The organism is Streptomyces sp. NPDC031365, from assembly GCF_055569765.1.
Genome location: NZ_JBVIIM010000003.1, coordinates 24,820 through 38,475, shown reverse-complemented (window position 1 = coordinate 38,475; position 13,656 = coordinate 24,820). Strand labels below are relative to the sequence as shown.

The window sequence follows — 13,656 nt, the reverse complement described above, 5'->3', positions numbered from 1 at the left end:
AACACCCCCCCCCCCCCTCCCCCCCCTCCCCTCCCCCCCCCCCCCCCTCCCCGCCCCCCCCCCCCCCCCCCCCCCCCCCCCCCCCCCGCCCCGCACCTCTCCCCTCGGACGCGCTTTTGCGGGAGTGGCAACATCGGTTGCTCATCGCCGGTGCGTCGTCGCACGCTGGCGGCATCCGAGCGGAGAGGCTGACGACCATGGCGCACCACCACGACGACAACCAGCACGGTCACGACCGGCACGGTCACGACCACGGTGACTTCGACTGGGCCGAGATGGCTTCCCTGCTCCAGGCGCAGGCGGAACTGTTCACCCCGCTGTACGAGCGTGCCCTGCACTGGCTCGCGAAGGAGGTGACCGAACCGGGGCTGGTCGTGGACGCGGGCAGCGGCCCCGGTGTCATCGCCTGCCTGTTCGCCGAGACGTTCCCGGGCGCGCGGGTGGTCGCCGTCGACGGCTCCGAACCGCTGCTGGAGCGGGCCCGCGCCCGTGCGGACCGTCAGGGCGCCGCCGACCGCTTCGGCACTCTCGCCGGTGAACTGCCCGACGTGCTCGGCGAACTGGACTACCCGGCCGACCTGCTGTGGGCCAGCCGCAGCGTGCACCACCTGGGCGACCAGCGCGCAGCGGTGGCCGCCTGCGCCGAGCGGCTGGCCCCCGGCGGCACCCTCGCGGTGATGGAGGGCGGTCTGCCCGCCCGGTTCCTGCCCCGCGACATCGGGTTCGGCCGGCCGGGACTCCAGGCCCGCATCGACGCCGTGGAGGAGGACCGGTTCAGCCGTATGCGCGCCGAACTGCCGGGCGCGGTGGCCACCGTCGAGGACTGGCCCGCCCTGCTGGCCTCGGCCGGCCTGCACCACACCCGCACGCGCACCTTCCTCCTCGACCTTCCCGCCCCGGCCACGGACCGCGCCCGCGCCTACGTGGCCGCCGTGCTGACCCGCGCCCGTGAGGTCCTCGGAGAGGACTTGGACGCCGACGACCGCACCACCCTCGACCGTCTCCTCGACCCCGACGACCGGGTGAGCGTGCACCACCGCCCGGACGTCTTCGTCCTGGCGGCCCACACGGTTCACTCGGCGGTGCGTCCCGTGTGACGGCTTGACTTGGAGAACTCTCCAAGTGATGGACTCCCCGGCACGCAACGACACACAGGGGGTTTCCATGACCGACGACTCTCGGGTCGCACTCATCACCGGTGGCGGCAGCGGGATCGGTGCGGCCGTCGCCAGGCGGCTGCTGGACGAGGGGCAGCGGGTGGCCGTCACCGGACGCGGTGCGGAGCGGCTGCGCGGCTTCTCCAAGGAACTCGGCGAGCCCGCCGAGCTGTTGACGATTCCCGGGGACGCGGCCGAGTACGACGACGTGCGCTCCGCGGTCGACACCGTGCTGGCGGAGTTCGGCAGGCTGGACACCGTCGTCGCCAACGCGGGCTTCGCCACCGGTGATTCGGTGGCCGAGGGCGACCCCGCCGGGTGGACCGACATGGTGCTGACCAACGTCCTCGGCCCGGCGCTGCTGATCCGGGCCTCCGTCGACGCGCTGAAGGAGACCCGCGGGCGCATCGTGCTGGTCGGCAGCGTCGCCGGGTTCGTGCCCACGCCCGGCAATCTGTACGGCGCCACGAAGTGGGCGGTGACCGGGCTCGCCGAGAACACCCGGCGACAGGTCACCGAGTGGGGCGTCGGCGTCACCCTGATCGCGCCCGGCCGTGTGGAGACCCCGTTCTGGGACGCCCACGGCAGCCTCCCACCCGGTCATCTGCTCACCGCCGACCAGATCGCCGAGTCCGTCGTGTGGGCGATGGGGCAGCCTGCCGGGGTGGACGTCAACACCGTCGTCGTACGGCCCGTCGGGCAGCCCAACTGACCGCCGCGGCACGGACGGTCCGCGGGCGGCCTCCCTGCGGGGAGGCCGCCCGTGTGCCCGGTGTCAGCCGGCGTTGAACTCCGCCGGGTCCGCACCCAGCCGCCGGTCCTCGTTCAGCGCGCTGATCGCGGCGAGGTCCTCGGCGTCCAGGTTGAACCCGAACACGTCGATGTTCTCCTCGATCCGGGACGGCGTCACCGACTTCGGGATGACCACATTGCCCAGCTGGAGATGCCAGCGCAGCACCACCTGTGCCGGCGTACGGCCGTGCTTCCGCGCGATCGCGATGATCGCCGGGATCTCCAGGATGCCCTTCCCCGAACCGAGTGGCGACCACGCCTCGGTGGCGATGCCCCGCTCCGCGTGGTACTCACGCGCGGCGTGCTGCTGCAGATGCGGGTGCAGCTCGATCTGGTTGACCGCCGGGACGACCGACGTCTCGGCGATCAGCCGCTCCAGGTGCTCGGGCAGGAAGTTGGACACGCCGATGGCGCGGGCCCGGCCGTCGGCGAGCAGCTTCTCGAACGCCTTGTACGTGTCGACGTACCGGCCCCGTGCGGGCGTCGGCCAGTGGATGAGGTAGAGGTCCACGTGGTCGAGGCCGAGCTTCGACAGGGACGTGTCGAAGGCCCGGAGGGTGGAGTCGTACCCCTGGTCGCTGTTCCAGAGCTTGGTGGTGACGAAGAGGTCCTCGCGGCGGACGCCCGATTTCGCGATGGCCCGGCCGGTGCCCTCCTCGTTGCCGTAGATCGCCGCGGTGTCGATGCTGCGGTAGCCCGCCTCCAGCGCCGTCGCCACGGCCGTCTCGGCCTCCGCGTCCGGTACCTGCCAGACGCCGAACCCCAGCTGAGGCATCTCGACGCCGTTGTTCAGGATGATCGGGGGGACCTTGCTCACGAGCTCTCTCGATCCTTCGGTTGGGGTCAGGTGGTACCCCCATCGTCAACGATCACGGCCCGTGGCGCATTCCTGACCGGAGAATTCACACGCGGTAGAGCGCCTCGACCTCTTCCTCGTACGCCTTCTCGATCGCCCTGCGCTTCAGCTTCAGGGACGGTGTGAGCAGCCCGTGCTCCTCGGTGAACGGCTGCGCCAGGATCCGGAACGTACGGATCGACTCGGCCTGCGAGACGAGGGTGTTGGCCGCGACCACCGCGCGCCGCACCTCCGCCTCCAGGTCGGCGTCGCGCACCAGCTCGGACGGTGACATCGCGGCCTTGCCGCGCATCGTCAGCCAGTGCTCCACGGCCTCCTGGTCGAGGGTGACCAGGGCGGCGACGTACGGGCGGTCGTTGCCGACCAGGATGCACTGGTTGACCAGCGGATGGTCCCGCACCCGCTCCTCCAGCAGACCCGGCGACACGCTCTTGCCGCCCGACGTCACCAGGATCTCCTTCTTGCGCCCGGTGATGGTCAGGTAACCGTCCTCGTCCAGCGAACCGAGGTCCCCGGTGGCCAGCCAGCCGTCGTACAGCGTCTCGTCCGTGGCCTTGGGGTTGTTGAGATACCCCCCGAAGACGTTGCCGCCGTGCAGCCAGATCTCGCCGTCGTCCGCGAGGTGCACCGTGACTCCGGGAATGGGCCGGCCGACCGTGCCGTAGCGGGTGCGCTCGGGCGGGTTGACGGTGGCCGCCGCCGTCGACTCGGTGAGGCCGTACCCCTCGTAGATGTGCACGCCGGCGCCCGCGAAGAACAGCCCGAGCCGGCGGTCCATCGCCGAACCGCCGGACACGGCGTGCCGGATCCTGCCGCCCATCGCCGCGCGGATCTTGGAGTAGACGAGCTTGTCGAAGAGCTGGTGCTGCATCCGCAGCGCGGTGGACGGGCCGGGTCCTTCGCCCCAGGCCTTCGCCTCCATAGCGTCCGCGTACCTGACGGCCACGTCCACGGCCTTGTCGAACGGCCCCGAGCGGCCCTCCCGTTCCGCCTTGCGCCGCGCCGCGTTGAACACCTTCTCGAAGATGTACGGCACGGCCAGGAAGAACGTCGGCCGGAACGCGGCCAGATCGGGCATCAGCGCCGCCGCGTGCAGCTGCGGCTGATGGCCGAACTTCACCTTGCCGCGGATCGCCGCGACCTCCACCATGCGCCCGAAGACGTGCGCGAGGGGCAGGAACAACAGCGTCGACGCCTCGTCGCCCCTGCGGGAGTGGAACACCGGATCGAAGCACTCGATGACGGTGTCCGCCTCGTACATGAAGCTGCCGTGCGAGAGCACACAGCCCTTGGGGCGGCCGGTGGTGCCGGAGGTGTAGATGATCGTCGCCACCGAGTCGGGCGTGACCGCCTGCCGGTGCCGGTGCACCACCTCGTCGTCCAGATGCGCGCCCGCGTCGTAGAGCTCCTGCACCGCGCCCGCGTCGAGCTGCCACAGCCTGCGCATGCGGGGCAGCCGGTCGATGACGGTGGCGATCGTCATCGCGTGGTCCTCGTGCTCCACGATCGCGGCCGTCACCTCGGCGTCGTGCAGCATCCAGCAGCACTGCTCCGCGGAGGACGTGGGATAGACGGGGACGACCTGTGCGCCGATGGTCCACAGCGCGAAGTCGAACAGTGTCCACTCGTAGCGGGTACGGGACATGATCGCGACCCGGTCGCCGAACCGGATCCCGTCCGCGAGCAGGCCCTTGGCGAGGGCGAGCACCTCGTCGCGGAACTCGGCGCTGGACACGTCCCGCCATTGGCCGCTGTCGTCCTTGCGGCCGAGCGCGACATGGGCCGGGTCCTCCTCGGCGTACCGGAAGACCACGTCGGCCAGCCCGCCCACCGCGGGCTCCAGGGCCAACGGAGGATTGGTGAACTCGCGCAAACCCGCTCCCCGCTCCTCGGCGCTCGGACTCCTGCGCGACGTCGTCGTCCCGCACAGCGCGGTGAAAGCTACCCCACGGGGCCCGGGGGCGGGAGGGGGCCGGAAACCGGGCGGAGCTCTCGTCCGCGCTGGTCAGGGGGGAAAATGCGCTCACAAGGGGAAGGGTCGGACAGAAACCTGACTATCGAGTAAGTTTCGGTGGAGCAATCTCCACCGAATCTGTACGACCCCATGACCGCTCCTTGGGGGCCACAGCGGGTTCCACTGATCCCAGCGTGCGCAGGAGCCGGATCGTCACCTCCTCATCCCCGTCCGCCGCGGTGCAGCCGGTCACCGCCCGCGAGGATGGCCGCCGCCAGCGCGTCGGACGCGCCCTGCGCGGTGGGCCGGTGCCGGCCGTGCATCACCACGAAGTCCACTTCGCCCGGCTCCGGCAGTCCCGCCCGCTCCGGTATCCGCACCAGCCCCGGCGGGATCAGCCCGCGTGAGTGCGCCATCACCCCGAGCCCGGCCCGGGCCGCCGCGAGCAGACCGTTGAGGCTGCCGCTGGTGCAGACGATCCGCCACTGACGGCCCTCCCGCTCCAGCGCCCGCAGGGCGAGGGCCCGGGTGATGCCCGGCGGCGGGTAGACGATCAGCGGAACGGGCCGGTTCGGGTCCAGCCGCAGTCCCGGGGCACCGATCCACACCAGCTCGTCGTGCCAGACCAGCCGGTGCGCATCGGACCGCGGGTCCTGCGGCCGGCGCTTGGCCAGCACCAGGTCCAGCCGGCCCGCGGCCAGCCGCTCGTGCAGGATGCCCGACAGCTCGACCGTCAGCTCCAAATCGACCTCCGGGTGCTCGTGCCGGAACCGCTCGAGGATCTCCGGCAGCCGCGTCAGCACGAAGTCCTCCGACGCGCCGAACCGCAGCCGCCCGCGCACCCGGGTGCCGGTGAAGAATTGCGCCGCCTGCTCGTGCACGTCCAGGATCCGCCGCGCGAAGCCGAGCATCGCCTCGCCGTCCTCGGTCAGCTCCACCGAGTGCGTGTCCCGGGTGAACAGCTGACGTGCGGTCGCCTCCTCCAGCCGCCGCACATGCTGGCTCACCGTCGACTGGCGCAGCCCGAGCCGCCGTGCCGCCTGCGTGAAGCTCAGCGTCTGCGCCACCGACAGGAACGTCCGCAGATGCGTCGGGTCGTACATGCCGGCAGCCTACCCGCGGTCATCGCGCACCATGATGACAGTGAGAGCGGTGTACCGGATTCCCGATCACGGCGGGGGCGAGCAGGATGGAGAGGGGACGACCCCGGGTACAAGCGTGAGTACGAGCAAGTGGAGCACCGTGAAACGCCCGCACTGGCCGAGCCGGCTGCCGATCGACCCGTACATCCTGCTCCTGCTCGGGACGGTGGGCCTCGCCGCCCTGCTACCCGCCCGGGGAACGGGCGCCGACATCGCCTCCGGCGCCTCCACGGCCGCGATCGCGTTCCTCTTCTTCCTCTACGGCGCCCGGCTGTCCACCCGCGAGGCGCTGGACGGGCTGAAGCACTGGCGGCTCCACGTCATCGTGCTGGCCTGCACCTTCGTCGTCTTCCCCGTGCTGGGACTCGCCGCGCGCGGACTTGTCCCGGCGCTCCTGACCGACCCGCTCTACCAGGGCCTGCTCTTCCTCACCCTCGTCCCGTCCACCATCCAGTCGTCGATCGCGTTCACCTCCATTGCCCGCGGCAACGTGCCCGCCGCGATCTGCGCCGGCTCCTTCTCCTCGCTGGTCGGCATCGTCCTCACCCCGCTGCTCGCCGCGACGCTGCTGGGCAGCGGCGGGGGCGGGAGCGGGTTCTCCGCGGGGTCGGTGGTGAGGATCGTGCTCCAGCTGCTGGCGCCGTTCGTCGCCGGACAGCTGCTGCGCCGCTGGATCGGAGGGTTCGTCGCGCGGCACCGCAGGGTGCTGGGGCTGGTCGACCGGGGTTCGATCCTGCTCGTGGTCTACACCGCGTTCAGCGAGGGCGTGGTGCGGGGCATCTGGCACCAGGTGAGCCCCGCCCGGCTGGGCGGGCTGCTCGCCGTCGAGGCCGTACTGCTCGCTGTGATGCTGCTGCTGACCTGGTACGGAGCCAAGGCGCTGCGGTTCGGCCGGGAGGACCGGATCGCGATCCAGTTCGCCGGATCCAAGAAGTCGCTGGCGGCCGGTCTGCCCATGGCGAGCGTGCTGTTCGGGGCGCAGGCCTCGCTGGCGGTGCTGCCGCTGATGCTGTTCCACCAGATGCAGCTGATGGTGTGCGCGGTGATCGCCAAGCGCCGGGCGCACGACCCCGTGGAGGAGGCCGGCGAGGGGACCGGTGGGAAGGCCGGGGGACAGGCCGCTGGAGAGGTCACCGCGCCGGACCGAGCCGGACGCTCACGAACCGGGGCCGGTACAGGGACACGTTCCGGCTGAGCATGGCGGCGGCTCCGGTCGTCTCCAGCCAGTTCACGTCGTAGCTGAGCACCAGGCGCCCGTCCTCGCTCAGTTCCGGGTGCGCCTGCGGGTTGTACGCGGCGGTCCCGCCCTGGGGCAGCGTAGGGGCGAACTCGTGCGCCGGCCCGTGCCAGGGCCCGGTCGGGGAGCAGGCCCAGTACGACGCCACCGTAGTCAGCCCCTTGGCGCCCGCGGCCATCGTGAACAGGACATACGTCCCTTCGTCCCGCACCACCGAGAAGGCGCTGCCCACCCCGGCGCGCCGTCCGTCGCCGAGCACCGGGCGCGGGCGGGCGCGGGTCTGCCAGGCCGAACCGTTCCAGTACTCCCAGGCGGCCGGGTCGGCGAGACCGCCGTCCGGGACACGGGCCACAAACGCGTGCGAGGCCGGGCGCGAGGCGGGGCGGCCGTCGTCACCGCCGAAGACGTACGTCCAGCCGTCCTCCTCGACGAGGGTCGTCCCGAACAGCACCCGCCGGGACGGGTCGGCGACCTGCCCCTGGTCGAGCACCGTCACCACCGACTCGAGGCGCAGGGCGGGCAGGGAGAGCGTGGCGACCTCGGTCGCGGTGGGCACGCCGTAGATCCACGGATGCTGTCCGGCCTGACGCACCCACAGCAGGACCCTCAGGACCTGTTCGGAGGAGCCCGGGGAGCGCGGCTCGACCCGGGCGGCGACCGGCCAGCGCCACTGGTCCGGCGCCGGGTCGGGGAAGAGCGGGGCGGGCAGGGTGCCTTCGAGCCGGCTGTCGCGCATGAGCACGGCCGAGTTGCGTACGAGGGGAGCCGTCGTGTCCCGCCACGTGTACGACTCACCGACCGGGTTCGGCGGGCGGTGCACCCGGCCCAGGAAGGTGTCGGAGAACAGCCACAGCAGCCGGCCGTCGGGCAGCCGCACCGAGTGGGTGCCGTCGCCGCCGGTCCAGTCGTCGGTACGGCCGGCGTCGTCGCCGTAGCGGGCGAACTCGGAGGTGAGGGTGTCGTCGGCGGTCCAGGAGGCGACCGTACGCGGCCGGCAGCCGGCGTCGTCCGGTCCCCGGTCGTCGTCCGGCCCGCCGGTGACCAGGACGGCGCCGAGGACCACGGCCAGGATCAGGGCAAGGACCAGGATGAGGACCGGCGCCGGGGCGGTCCCGGTCCCCGTTCGCCGTCGTGCTCCGGCTGCGTCGTCGGGCATGCCCGGGGACGTTAGTGGGTCGTCGGGGCTCCGGTCCACGGGGCCTCATGCCCCGCGGTCTGTGTCCGGCGGCCTGTGTCCGGCGTCCTGTGCCTGGTGCCTGGTGCCTGGTGCCTGTGTTGGGTGGCATGCGGCCTGTGGCCTGGTGCGCGGTGGCCTCTTGGCCTCGCGCCGAGGCGGGCCCGCGGCGCGGGGGGCGCTCCTCCGTCGGGCCCCGCCGCCGTGCAGCGGGCGGGACCGGTCAGTCCCGGGCGGCCGCGGCCCGCAGGGCGATGCGGTCCTCACCCGCGTACACGTTCATGGATCTGCCCCGCAGAAAGCCCACCAGGGTCAAGCCCGTCTCCGCCGCCAGGTCCACGGCCAGCGAGGACGGTGCCGAGACCGCCGCGAGCACGGGTATGCCGGCCATGACCGCCTTCTGCGCGAGCTCGAAGGAGGCCCGGCCGGAGACCAGCAGGATCGTCCGGGACAGCGGCAGGTCCCCGCTCTGCAGGGCACGGCCGACCAGCTTGTCGACCGCGTTGTGCCGACCCACGTCCTCGCGTACGTCGAGCAGTTCGCCCTTCTCGTCGAACAGGGCCGCGGCGTGCAGGCCGCCGGTGCGGTCGAAGACCCGCTGCGACGCGCGCAGCCGGTCGGGCAGGACCGCCAGCAGTTCCGGCTCCACGCGCAGCGGGGGAGTGTCCGCGAGGGGATGGCGGGTCGTCGTACGCACCGCGTCCAGACTGGCCTTGCCGCACAGGCCGCAGGAGGACGTGGTGTAGACGTTGCGTTCCAGCGTGATGTCCGGGACGACCACCCCGGAGGCGGTCTTCACGTCGACCACGTTGTAGCTGTTCGACTGGTCGACGGTCGCCCCGGCGCAGTAGACGATGTTCCGCAGGTCGGTGGCGGTCGCGAGCACTCCCTCGCTCACCAGGAAACCGGCCGCCAGGGCGAAGTCGTCCCCCGGTGTGCGCATGGTGATGGCGAGGGGTCTGCCGTTCAGCCGGATCTCCAGGGGTTCCTCGGCGACGAGCGTGTCGGGGCGGCTGGAGACAGCCCCGTCCCGGATGCGGAGCACCTTGCGTCGTTCCGTGACTCGTCCCATGTCCCACCAGTTCCGCTCAGTCCCGGTTCTGCACGTGCTGACGGCCGAAGCGGCCCTTGATGCACGGGTTGCCGTGGGCCACCGGACTGTCGTGCGGCGCGGTGACCTTCCCGATCTCATTGTCCTGCACATGGAGCGTGAGGTCGCAGCCCACACCGCGGTAGGCGCACACGGTTGTCGTCCCGGTCCCCCGTCCGGCCAGGTCCCAGGTACCCGCCGCCCGTCACCACGTCCCCGGCCCCGGGGCGCCGAAGGAGGCCGCCGATGACCGGCGACGGCAGCCGGAGTCCGCCTGGTCCCGGCTGTCGGGGTCTGATCACCTTCTCCTGGCTGTGGGTCGGGGTGCCGCTCGCCTACGGTCTGTACGAGCTCGTACGCAAGGCGACACAACTCTTCACCGGCTGACGGAAGCCGACAAGCCCGGCTCCCGTTTCCTGTTGCTTCGCCTGCCGTCGTACCGGTGGGTCACTGATCAGACTGGTGCGTCCCGCAACCGAAAACGAGGGGGATCCACCCATGATCGGCTCGCGCATCGCCGCTGTCGGCCACTACCAGCCCGCCCGGGTCCTCACCAACGAGGACCTGGCGGGCATGGTCGACACCAGCGACGCGTGGATCACGAGCCGGGTGGGCATCCGTACGCGTCATATCGCGGGCCCGGACGAACCCGTCGACGAACTGGCCGCGCACGCCGCCGCCAAGGCACTGGCGGCGGCCGGACGCACGCCCGCGGAGGTCGACCTGGTCCTGGTCGCCACCTCCACCGCGATCGACCGCTCGCCCAACATGGCCGCCCGGGTCGCCGCCCGCCTCGGCATGCCCGGGCCCGCCGTCATGGACATCAATGTGGTGTGCGCCGGCTTCACCCACGCCCTCGCCACCGCCGACCACGCCGTGCGGGCCGGGGGCGCGAGCCGGGTGCTGGTCGTCGGCGCCGACAAGATGTCCGAGGTGGCCGACTGGACCGACCGCTCCACCTGCGTCCTCGTCGGTGACGGGGCCGGAGCGGCCGTGGTGGAGGCCTGCCCTTCCGGCGAGGCGGCGGGAATCGGTCCCGTGCTGTGGGGCTCCGTGCCCGAGATGGGGCACGCGGTGCGGATCGAGGGGACGCCGCCGCGGTTCTCGCAGGAGGGGCAGAGCGTCTACCGCTGGGCCGCCACCCGGCTGCCGGTCGTCGCCCGCGAGGCCTGTGAGAAGGCGGGGCTGGCACCGGAGGACCTCGCCGGAGTCGTACTGCACCAGGCCAACCTGCGGATCATCGAACCCCTCGCCCGCCGGCTCGGCGCCGTCAACGCCGTCGTGGCCCGCGATGTCACCGAGTCCGGCAACACCTCGGCCGCGAGCATCCCGCTGGCCTTCTCCAAGCTCGTCGAACAGGGCGCGGTGTCGTCCGGCGACCCGGTGCTGCTGTTCGGCTTCGGAGGGAACCTGTCGTACGCCGGACAGGTCGTGCGCTGCCCCTGAGCCCGGCAGGGTGTGACCAGGTCGACTCGCCGGCCCACTGGCACGGGTGCCGCCGTAGCTTGTGGTGCCGCCGAGCGGGGCCTGGGGCCGTGCGTCGCACGGCGGAGAGGGCACCAGGACAGAGGGCCTGGCTACCCGCGACAACGCGGCGGGGTCCGGCACCGGACCCCGCGACCCCGGCCTGGCCCGAACGGCATCTGCTGGGCCTGGCTTGAACGGCATCCGCTAGGGCTGCCGACCGGGCGGGCAGTCGTAGGTGAGGCCGGCCGTGGCAGTACGTCCGGAGGGGGACAGGATCCGCAGCTCCGCCCGTGCCTCGTAGCGGCCCGTACCCTCGAAGGTCCACAGCAGGTGCAGGAGCGCCTGCTTCTGGCCCCGTGCCACCTCCTCGCGCAGTACGCCGGACGAGGTGCCGTCGCTGCGTATCCAGCGGTAGGTCAGGGTGCCCGCGCGGCCGTTCGTGGTGACCGTGCCCACGAGGTCCGCGGTGGCGTCGCACCCCACCGCGGCGGACGGGGCCGTGACCTCCGTACCGCGTACCGTCAGCACCGGGCCGAGACGCTGCCAGGCCAGGAAGACGAGGACGGCGAGCAGGACGAGAGCCGGCAGCGCGTACCGCCGCGCACCGGGCCGCCGGGGCCGGGAGGGCGCCGGCACCGGGAGCGGCGTCCTGGTGGACCGGTGCGCGAGGGCGCCCTGGACACCCGGGCCGAAGCGCAGCACGGCCCCCTCGGTCCGGTCCGGCCGGGTACCGCCCTCCCGTACCGTCGCCGTCACCGTGGTGTCCGGCCCGGGCCGCTGGATCCAGTGGCTCCCGAGCACGGTGGCGCTGTAGTCGTCCCCGGCTCCGGGCCGGGCGCCCTCACCGGGCGGGGGAGCGGGCTCGTTCGTCGCCTTCATCGCAGATCGCACCGCCTGGTGAGAAGCTGCTGGGACGCGCCCCCGTCGGCGGAGGCGGGTGTGGTCGTCGCCGTCACCGTCCAGTAGCAGCCGAGGTTCTGGAAGGCGTGCTCGGCGGTCACCGTGTACTGCGTGGCGCCACTGCGCCGGAAGACCTGGCCGGCGCCGTCCGGGGTTCCCGGGGCGCCCGAGGTGTCGCCCGCGAACCACCCGAGACGGATCGACACCGGCCCGGTGCCGTCCGTGAGGATGGTGACCGTGGTGGTGGCGGTGCCGGAACCCGTCTGCCGGAACTCCGACACGGTGACGTCCTTGACCGCGGGCGCGGCCGGGGAGGGGTCCGCCGGGGATCCGGTGGGGGTGCCGGGCGATGTCGTCGGACCGGCGGGCGCGCCGGTGCCCGGGTCCGTACCCGGGTCCGTGCCCGGATCTGTTCCGGGCCCCGTGCCCGGGTCCGTCCCGGGTTCCGTGGCCGCCCCGGTGGCCGGCGGCTCGCCGGGGCTCGCTGAGGCCGGGGCGGCGGACGAGGCCGCCGGAGTGCCGGCCGTCGAAGACGCCGGCGCCGGCGGGGCGGTGGGACCCGCGGTCACGCCCGGGAGGGCGCTGGTGGTGGCGAGGGCCTCGGCCGCCCGCTCCTGCGCCCCGCCAGGGTCCGGCGGCGCGGCGTACGTCAGCAGGACCGCCAGGAGAGCGGCGGCCGCGGCGGCCAGCATTCCCGGCCCGGTGGGCCTCCATGCCTGCGCCCAGCCCGGGCCCGGCGGCTGCCGCAGCACGGTGCGCGCGGTGTCGGCCGTCGACTGCCCCGGCGTACGGGCCGACGGGAGCAGCAGCGGGAGCAGCGCCACCAGCGCGGCGAGCCGCCCGCGGCCCCGCTCCTCCCAGCCGGGCCCGTACGCGGTGCCCGCGGCCGCCTCGAGTTCGGCGACGAACACCTCGGCGTCGGCCGGGCGCCCCGACGCCTCCTTGGCCAGCCCGCGGCGCACCAGGGACCGCACCGCCTCGGGCACGTCCTGTGCCGGGACGGGAGCGTCGACGTGCCGCAGGGCGAGCTCGGCGATGTTGTCGCCCGCGTAGGGCTTGCGGCCGGTGAGGCACTCGAAGAACGTGGCCGTGGCCGCGTACACGTCGGTGGCCGGCGAGGCGGGTTCGCCGCGCCACTGTTCGGGCGCCATGTACGAGGGGGTGCCCGCCACACCGGCGCGCGCACGGGTGTCCACCGCGATCCCGAAGTCCACGAGCTTCGACGCACCGTCGGGCGTCACCAGGACGTTCTCCGGCTTGTAGTCGCGGTGCACCACCCCGAGCCGGTGCGCGTCGGCGAGGCCCAGGAGCGATCCCTTCAGGATCAGCAGCGCGGCCTCCGGGTCCAGCGGGCCCTGCCCGGCCAGCAGGGTCCGCAGGGACACGCCGTCCACCAGTTCCATCACGATGGCGGCCCCGTCCGGGCTTTCCACGTACTCGTACAGCCCGGCGACGTACGGACTGTCCAGCCCGCCCAGCAGCCGCGCCTCGGCACGGAAGTCGTGCACGAAACCCGGGCGGGTGTGCAGCGACTCACTGAGGTACTTGACCGCGACCGGGACACCGGTCACCTCGTGGATGGCCAGAACCACGCGCCCGCTCGCCCCGGCACCGAGTTCCAGTGACTCGGTGTATCCCGGAACCGTCCACACACTCATCGACAACCCCCCGGGGCCGGCCTCCGTCCCCCGGAGTACGGCGGCACCCCGGGGCATCCGGCCCTCGCGGTGACAGACACACTTTCGGCCGGGGCGGTTGCGGAACCGCCGGTGTCCGCGCACCCGCGGGCCCCGGCAGGGGCCGCAGGGCGCTCCCGGGGCGAGGGCCACCCCGGGTGACCGAGGAAGCGTCTTTGTCCTGTGAGTGGAAAAAGTAGGGGTCAATTCC

General features: G+C 72.8%; 12 protein-coding genes and 1 pseudogene. 5 read left to right on the top strand and 8 right to left on the bottom strand.

Annotated features, from left to right (window positions below; translation table 11 throughout):
- Positions 1-197: 197 nt before the first annotated feature.
- The gene (locus tag ACZ5C2_RS05275; protein ID WP_468786774.1) at positions 198-1,097 is read left to right on the top strand and encodes a class I SAM-dependent methyltransferase; all 900 of its coding nucleotides are present in this window, start codon (positions 198-200) and stop codon (positions 1,095-1,097) included.
- 67 nt (positions 1,098-1,164) lie between these two features.
- Positions 1,165-1,869, top strand: coding sequence for an SDR family oxidoreductase (locus tag ACZ5C2_RS05270; protein WP_468786773.1), 705 nt, complete (start codon positions 1,165-1,167; stop codon positions 1,867-1,869).
- A 63-nt stretch (positions 1,870-1,932) separates the two neighbouring features.
- Here ACZ5C2_RS05270 and ACZ5C2_RS05265 read toward each other — a convergent pair whose 3' ends face one another.
- The 3 genes from ACZ5C2_RS05265 to ACZ5C2_RS05255 all read right to left on the bottom strand — a co-directional run bounded on the left by ACZ5C2_RS05265 (position 1,933) and on the right by ACZ5C2_RS05255 (position 5,862).
- The gene (locus tag ACZ5C2_RS05265) at positions 1,933-2,724 is read right to left on the bottom strand and encodes an aldo/keto reductase (protein WP_468787666.1); all 792 of its coding nucleotides are present in this window, start codon (positions 2,722-2,724) and stop codon (positions 1,933-1,935) included.
- Positions 2,725-2,851: 127 nt separating this feature from the next.
- Positions 2,852-4,678, bottom strand: a complete 1,827-nt coding sequence (locus tag ACZ5C2_RS05260) for an AMP-dependent synthetase/ligase (protein ID WP_468786771.1) — start codon at positions 4,676-4,678, stop codon at positions 2,852-2,854.
- A 302-nt stretch (positions 4,679-4,980) separates the two neighbouring features.
- Positions 4,981-5,862, bottom strand: coding sequence for a LysR family transcriptional regulator (locus ACZ5C2_RS05255; RefSeq protein ID WP_468786769.1), 882 nt, complete (start codon positions 5,860-5,862; stop codon positions 4,981-4,983).
- A 139-nt stretch (positions 5,863-6,001) separates the two neighbouring features.
- Between ACZ5C2_RS05255 and ACZ5C2_RS05250 the strand changes: the two genes are divergently transcribed.
- Positions 6,002-7,096, top strand: coding sequence for a bile acid:sodium symporter family protein (locus ACZ5C2_RS05250; RefSeq protein WP_468787664.1), 1,095 nt, complete (start codon positions 6,002-6,004; stop codon positions 7,094-7,096).
- Here the strand turns inward: ACZ5C2_RS05250 and ACZ5C2_RS05245 are convergent.
- From ACZ5C2_RS05245 to ACZ5C2_RS05235, 3 genes and pseudogenes are all read right to left on the bottom strand, one after another.
- Positions 7,032-8,294, bottom strand: a complete 1,263-nt coding sequence (locus tag ACZ5C2_RS05245) for a DUF4185 domain-containing protein (RefSeq protein ID WP_468786767.1) — start codon at positions 8,292-8,294, stop codon at positions 7,032-7,034. The genes ACZ5C2_RS05250 and ACZ5C2_RS05245 overlap by 65 nt on opposite strands.
- A gap of 241 nt (positions 8,295-8,535) precedes the next feature.
- Positions 8,536-9,384 (bottom strand): formate dehydrogenase accessory sulfurtransferase FdhD, encoded by an 849-nt coding sequence (gene fdhD / locus ACZ5C2_RS05240; protein WP_468786765.1) that lies wholly within the window; start codon positions 9,382-9,384, stop codon positions 8,536-8,538.
- A 16-nt stretch (positions 9,385-9,400) separates the two neighbouring features.
- Positions 9,401-9,607 (bottom strand): annotated as a pseudogene (locus ACZ5C2_RS05235) (2Fe-2S iron-sulfur cluster-binding protein); the annotation flags it as partial.
- A gap of 41 nt (positions 9,608-9,648) precedes the next feature.
- Between ACZ5C2_RS05235 and ACZ5C2_RS05230 the strand changes: the two are divergent.
- Positions 9,649-9,789: an MFS transporter small subunit gene (locus ACZ5C2_RS05230; protein WP_468786763.1), complete on the top strand. Its 141-nt coding sequence runs from the start codon at positions 9,649-9,651 to the stop codon at positions 9,787-9,789.
- A gap of 111 nt (positions 9,790-9,900) precedes the next feature.
- Complete coding sequence (locus tag ACZ5C2_RS05225; protein ID WP_468786761.1) at positions 9,901-10,848, top strand: beta-ketoacyl-ACP synthase III; 948 nt, start codon at positions 9,901-9,903, stop codon at positions 10,846-10,848.
- A gap of 225 nt (positions 10,849-11,073) precedes the next feature.
- On the opposite strand, the gene ACZ5C2_RS05220 is transcribed toward ACZ5C2_RS05225, so the two are convergent.
- Complete coding sequence (locus ACZ5C2_RS05220) at positions 11,074-11,748, bottom strand: hypothetical protein (protein ID WP_468786759.1); 675 nt, start codon at positions 11,746-11,748, stop codon at positions 11,074-11,076.
- The gene (locus ACZ5C2_RS05215; RefSeq protein ID WP_468786757.1) at positions 11,745-13,427 is read right to left on the bottom strand and encodes a serine/threonine-protein kinase; all 1,683 of its coding nucleotides are present in this window, start codon (positions 13,425-13,427) and stop codon (positions 11,745-11,747) included. Before ACZ5C2_RS05215 ends, ACZ5C2_RS05220 begins: the two co-directional genes overlap by 4 nt.
- Positions 13,428-13,656: the final 229 nt, after the last annotated feature.

Excerpts from the sequence above, each read along its gene's own strand:
- ACZ5C2_RS05270 (WP_468786773.1), top strand. The coding sequence starts at position 1,165 with ATGACCGACGACTCTCGGGTCGCACTCATCACCGGTGGCGGCAGCGGG.
- fdhD (WP_468786765.1), bottom strand. The coding sequence starts at position 9,384 with ATGGGACGAGTCACGGAACGACGCAAGGTGCTCCGCATCCGGGACGGG.
- ACZ5C2_RS05215 (WP_468786757.1), bottom strand. The coding sequence starts at position 13,427 with ATGAGTGTGTGGACGGTTCCGGGATACACCGAGTCACTGGAACTCGGT.
- ACZ5C2_RS05275 (WP_468786774.1), top strand. The coding sequence starts at position 198 with ATGGCGCACCACCACGACGACAACCAGCACGGTCACGACCGGCACGGT.
- ACZ5C2_RS05255 (WP_468786769.1), bottom strand. The coding sequence starts at position 5,862 with ATGTACGACCCGACGCATCTGCGGACGTTCCTGTCGGTGGCGCAGACG.
- ACZ5C2_RS05230 (WP_468786763.1), top strand. The coding sequence starts at position 9,649 with ATGACCGGCGACGGCAGCCGGAGTCCGCCTGGTCCCGGCTGTCGGGGT.
- ACZ5C2_RS05245 (WP_468786767.1), bottom strand. The coding sequence starts at position 8,294 with ATGCCCGACGACGCAGCCGGAGCACGACGGCGAACGGGGACCGGGACC.
- ACZ5C2_RS05225 (WP_468786761.1), top strand. The coding sequence starts at position 9,901 with ATGATCGGCTCGCGCATCGCCGCTGTCGGCCACTACCAGCCCGCCCGG.
- ACZ5C2_RS05220 (WP_468786759.1), bottom strand. The coding sequence starts at position 11,748 with ATGAAGGCGACGAACGAGCCCGCTCCCCCGCCCGGTGAGGGCGCCCGG.
- ACZ5C2_RS05265 (WP_468787666.1), bottom strand. The coding sequence starts at position 2,724 with ATGCCTCAGCTGGGGTTCGGCGTCTGGCAGGTACCGGACGCGGAGGCC.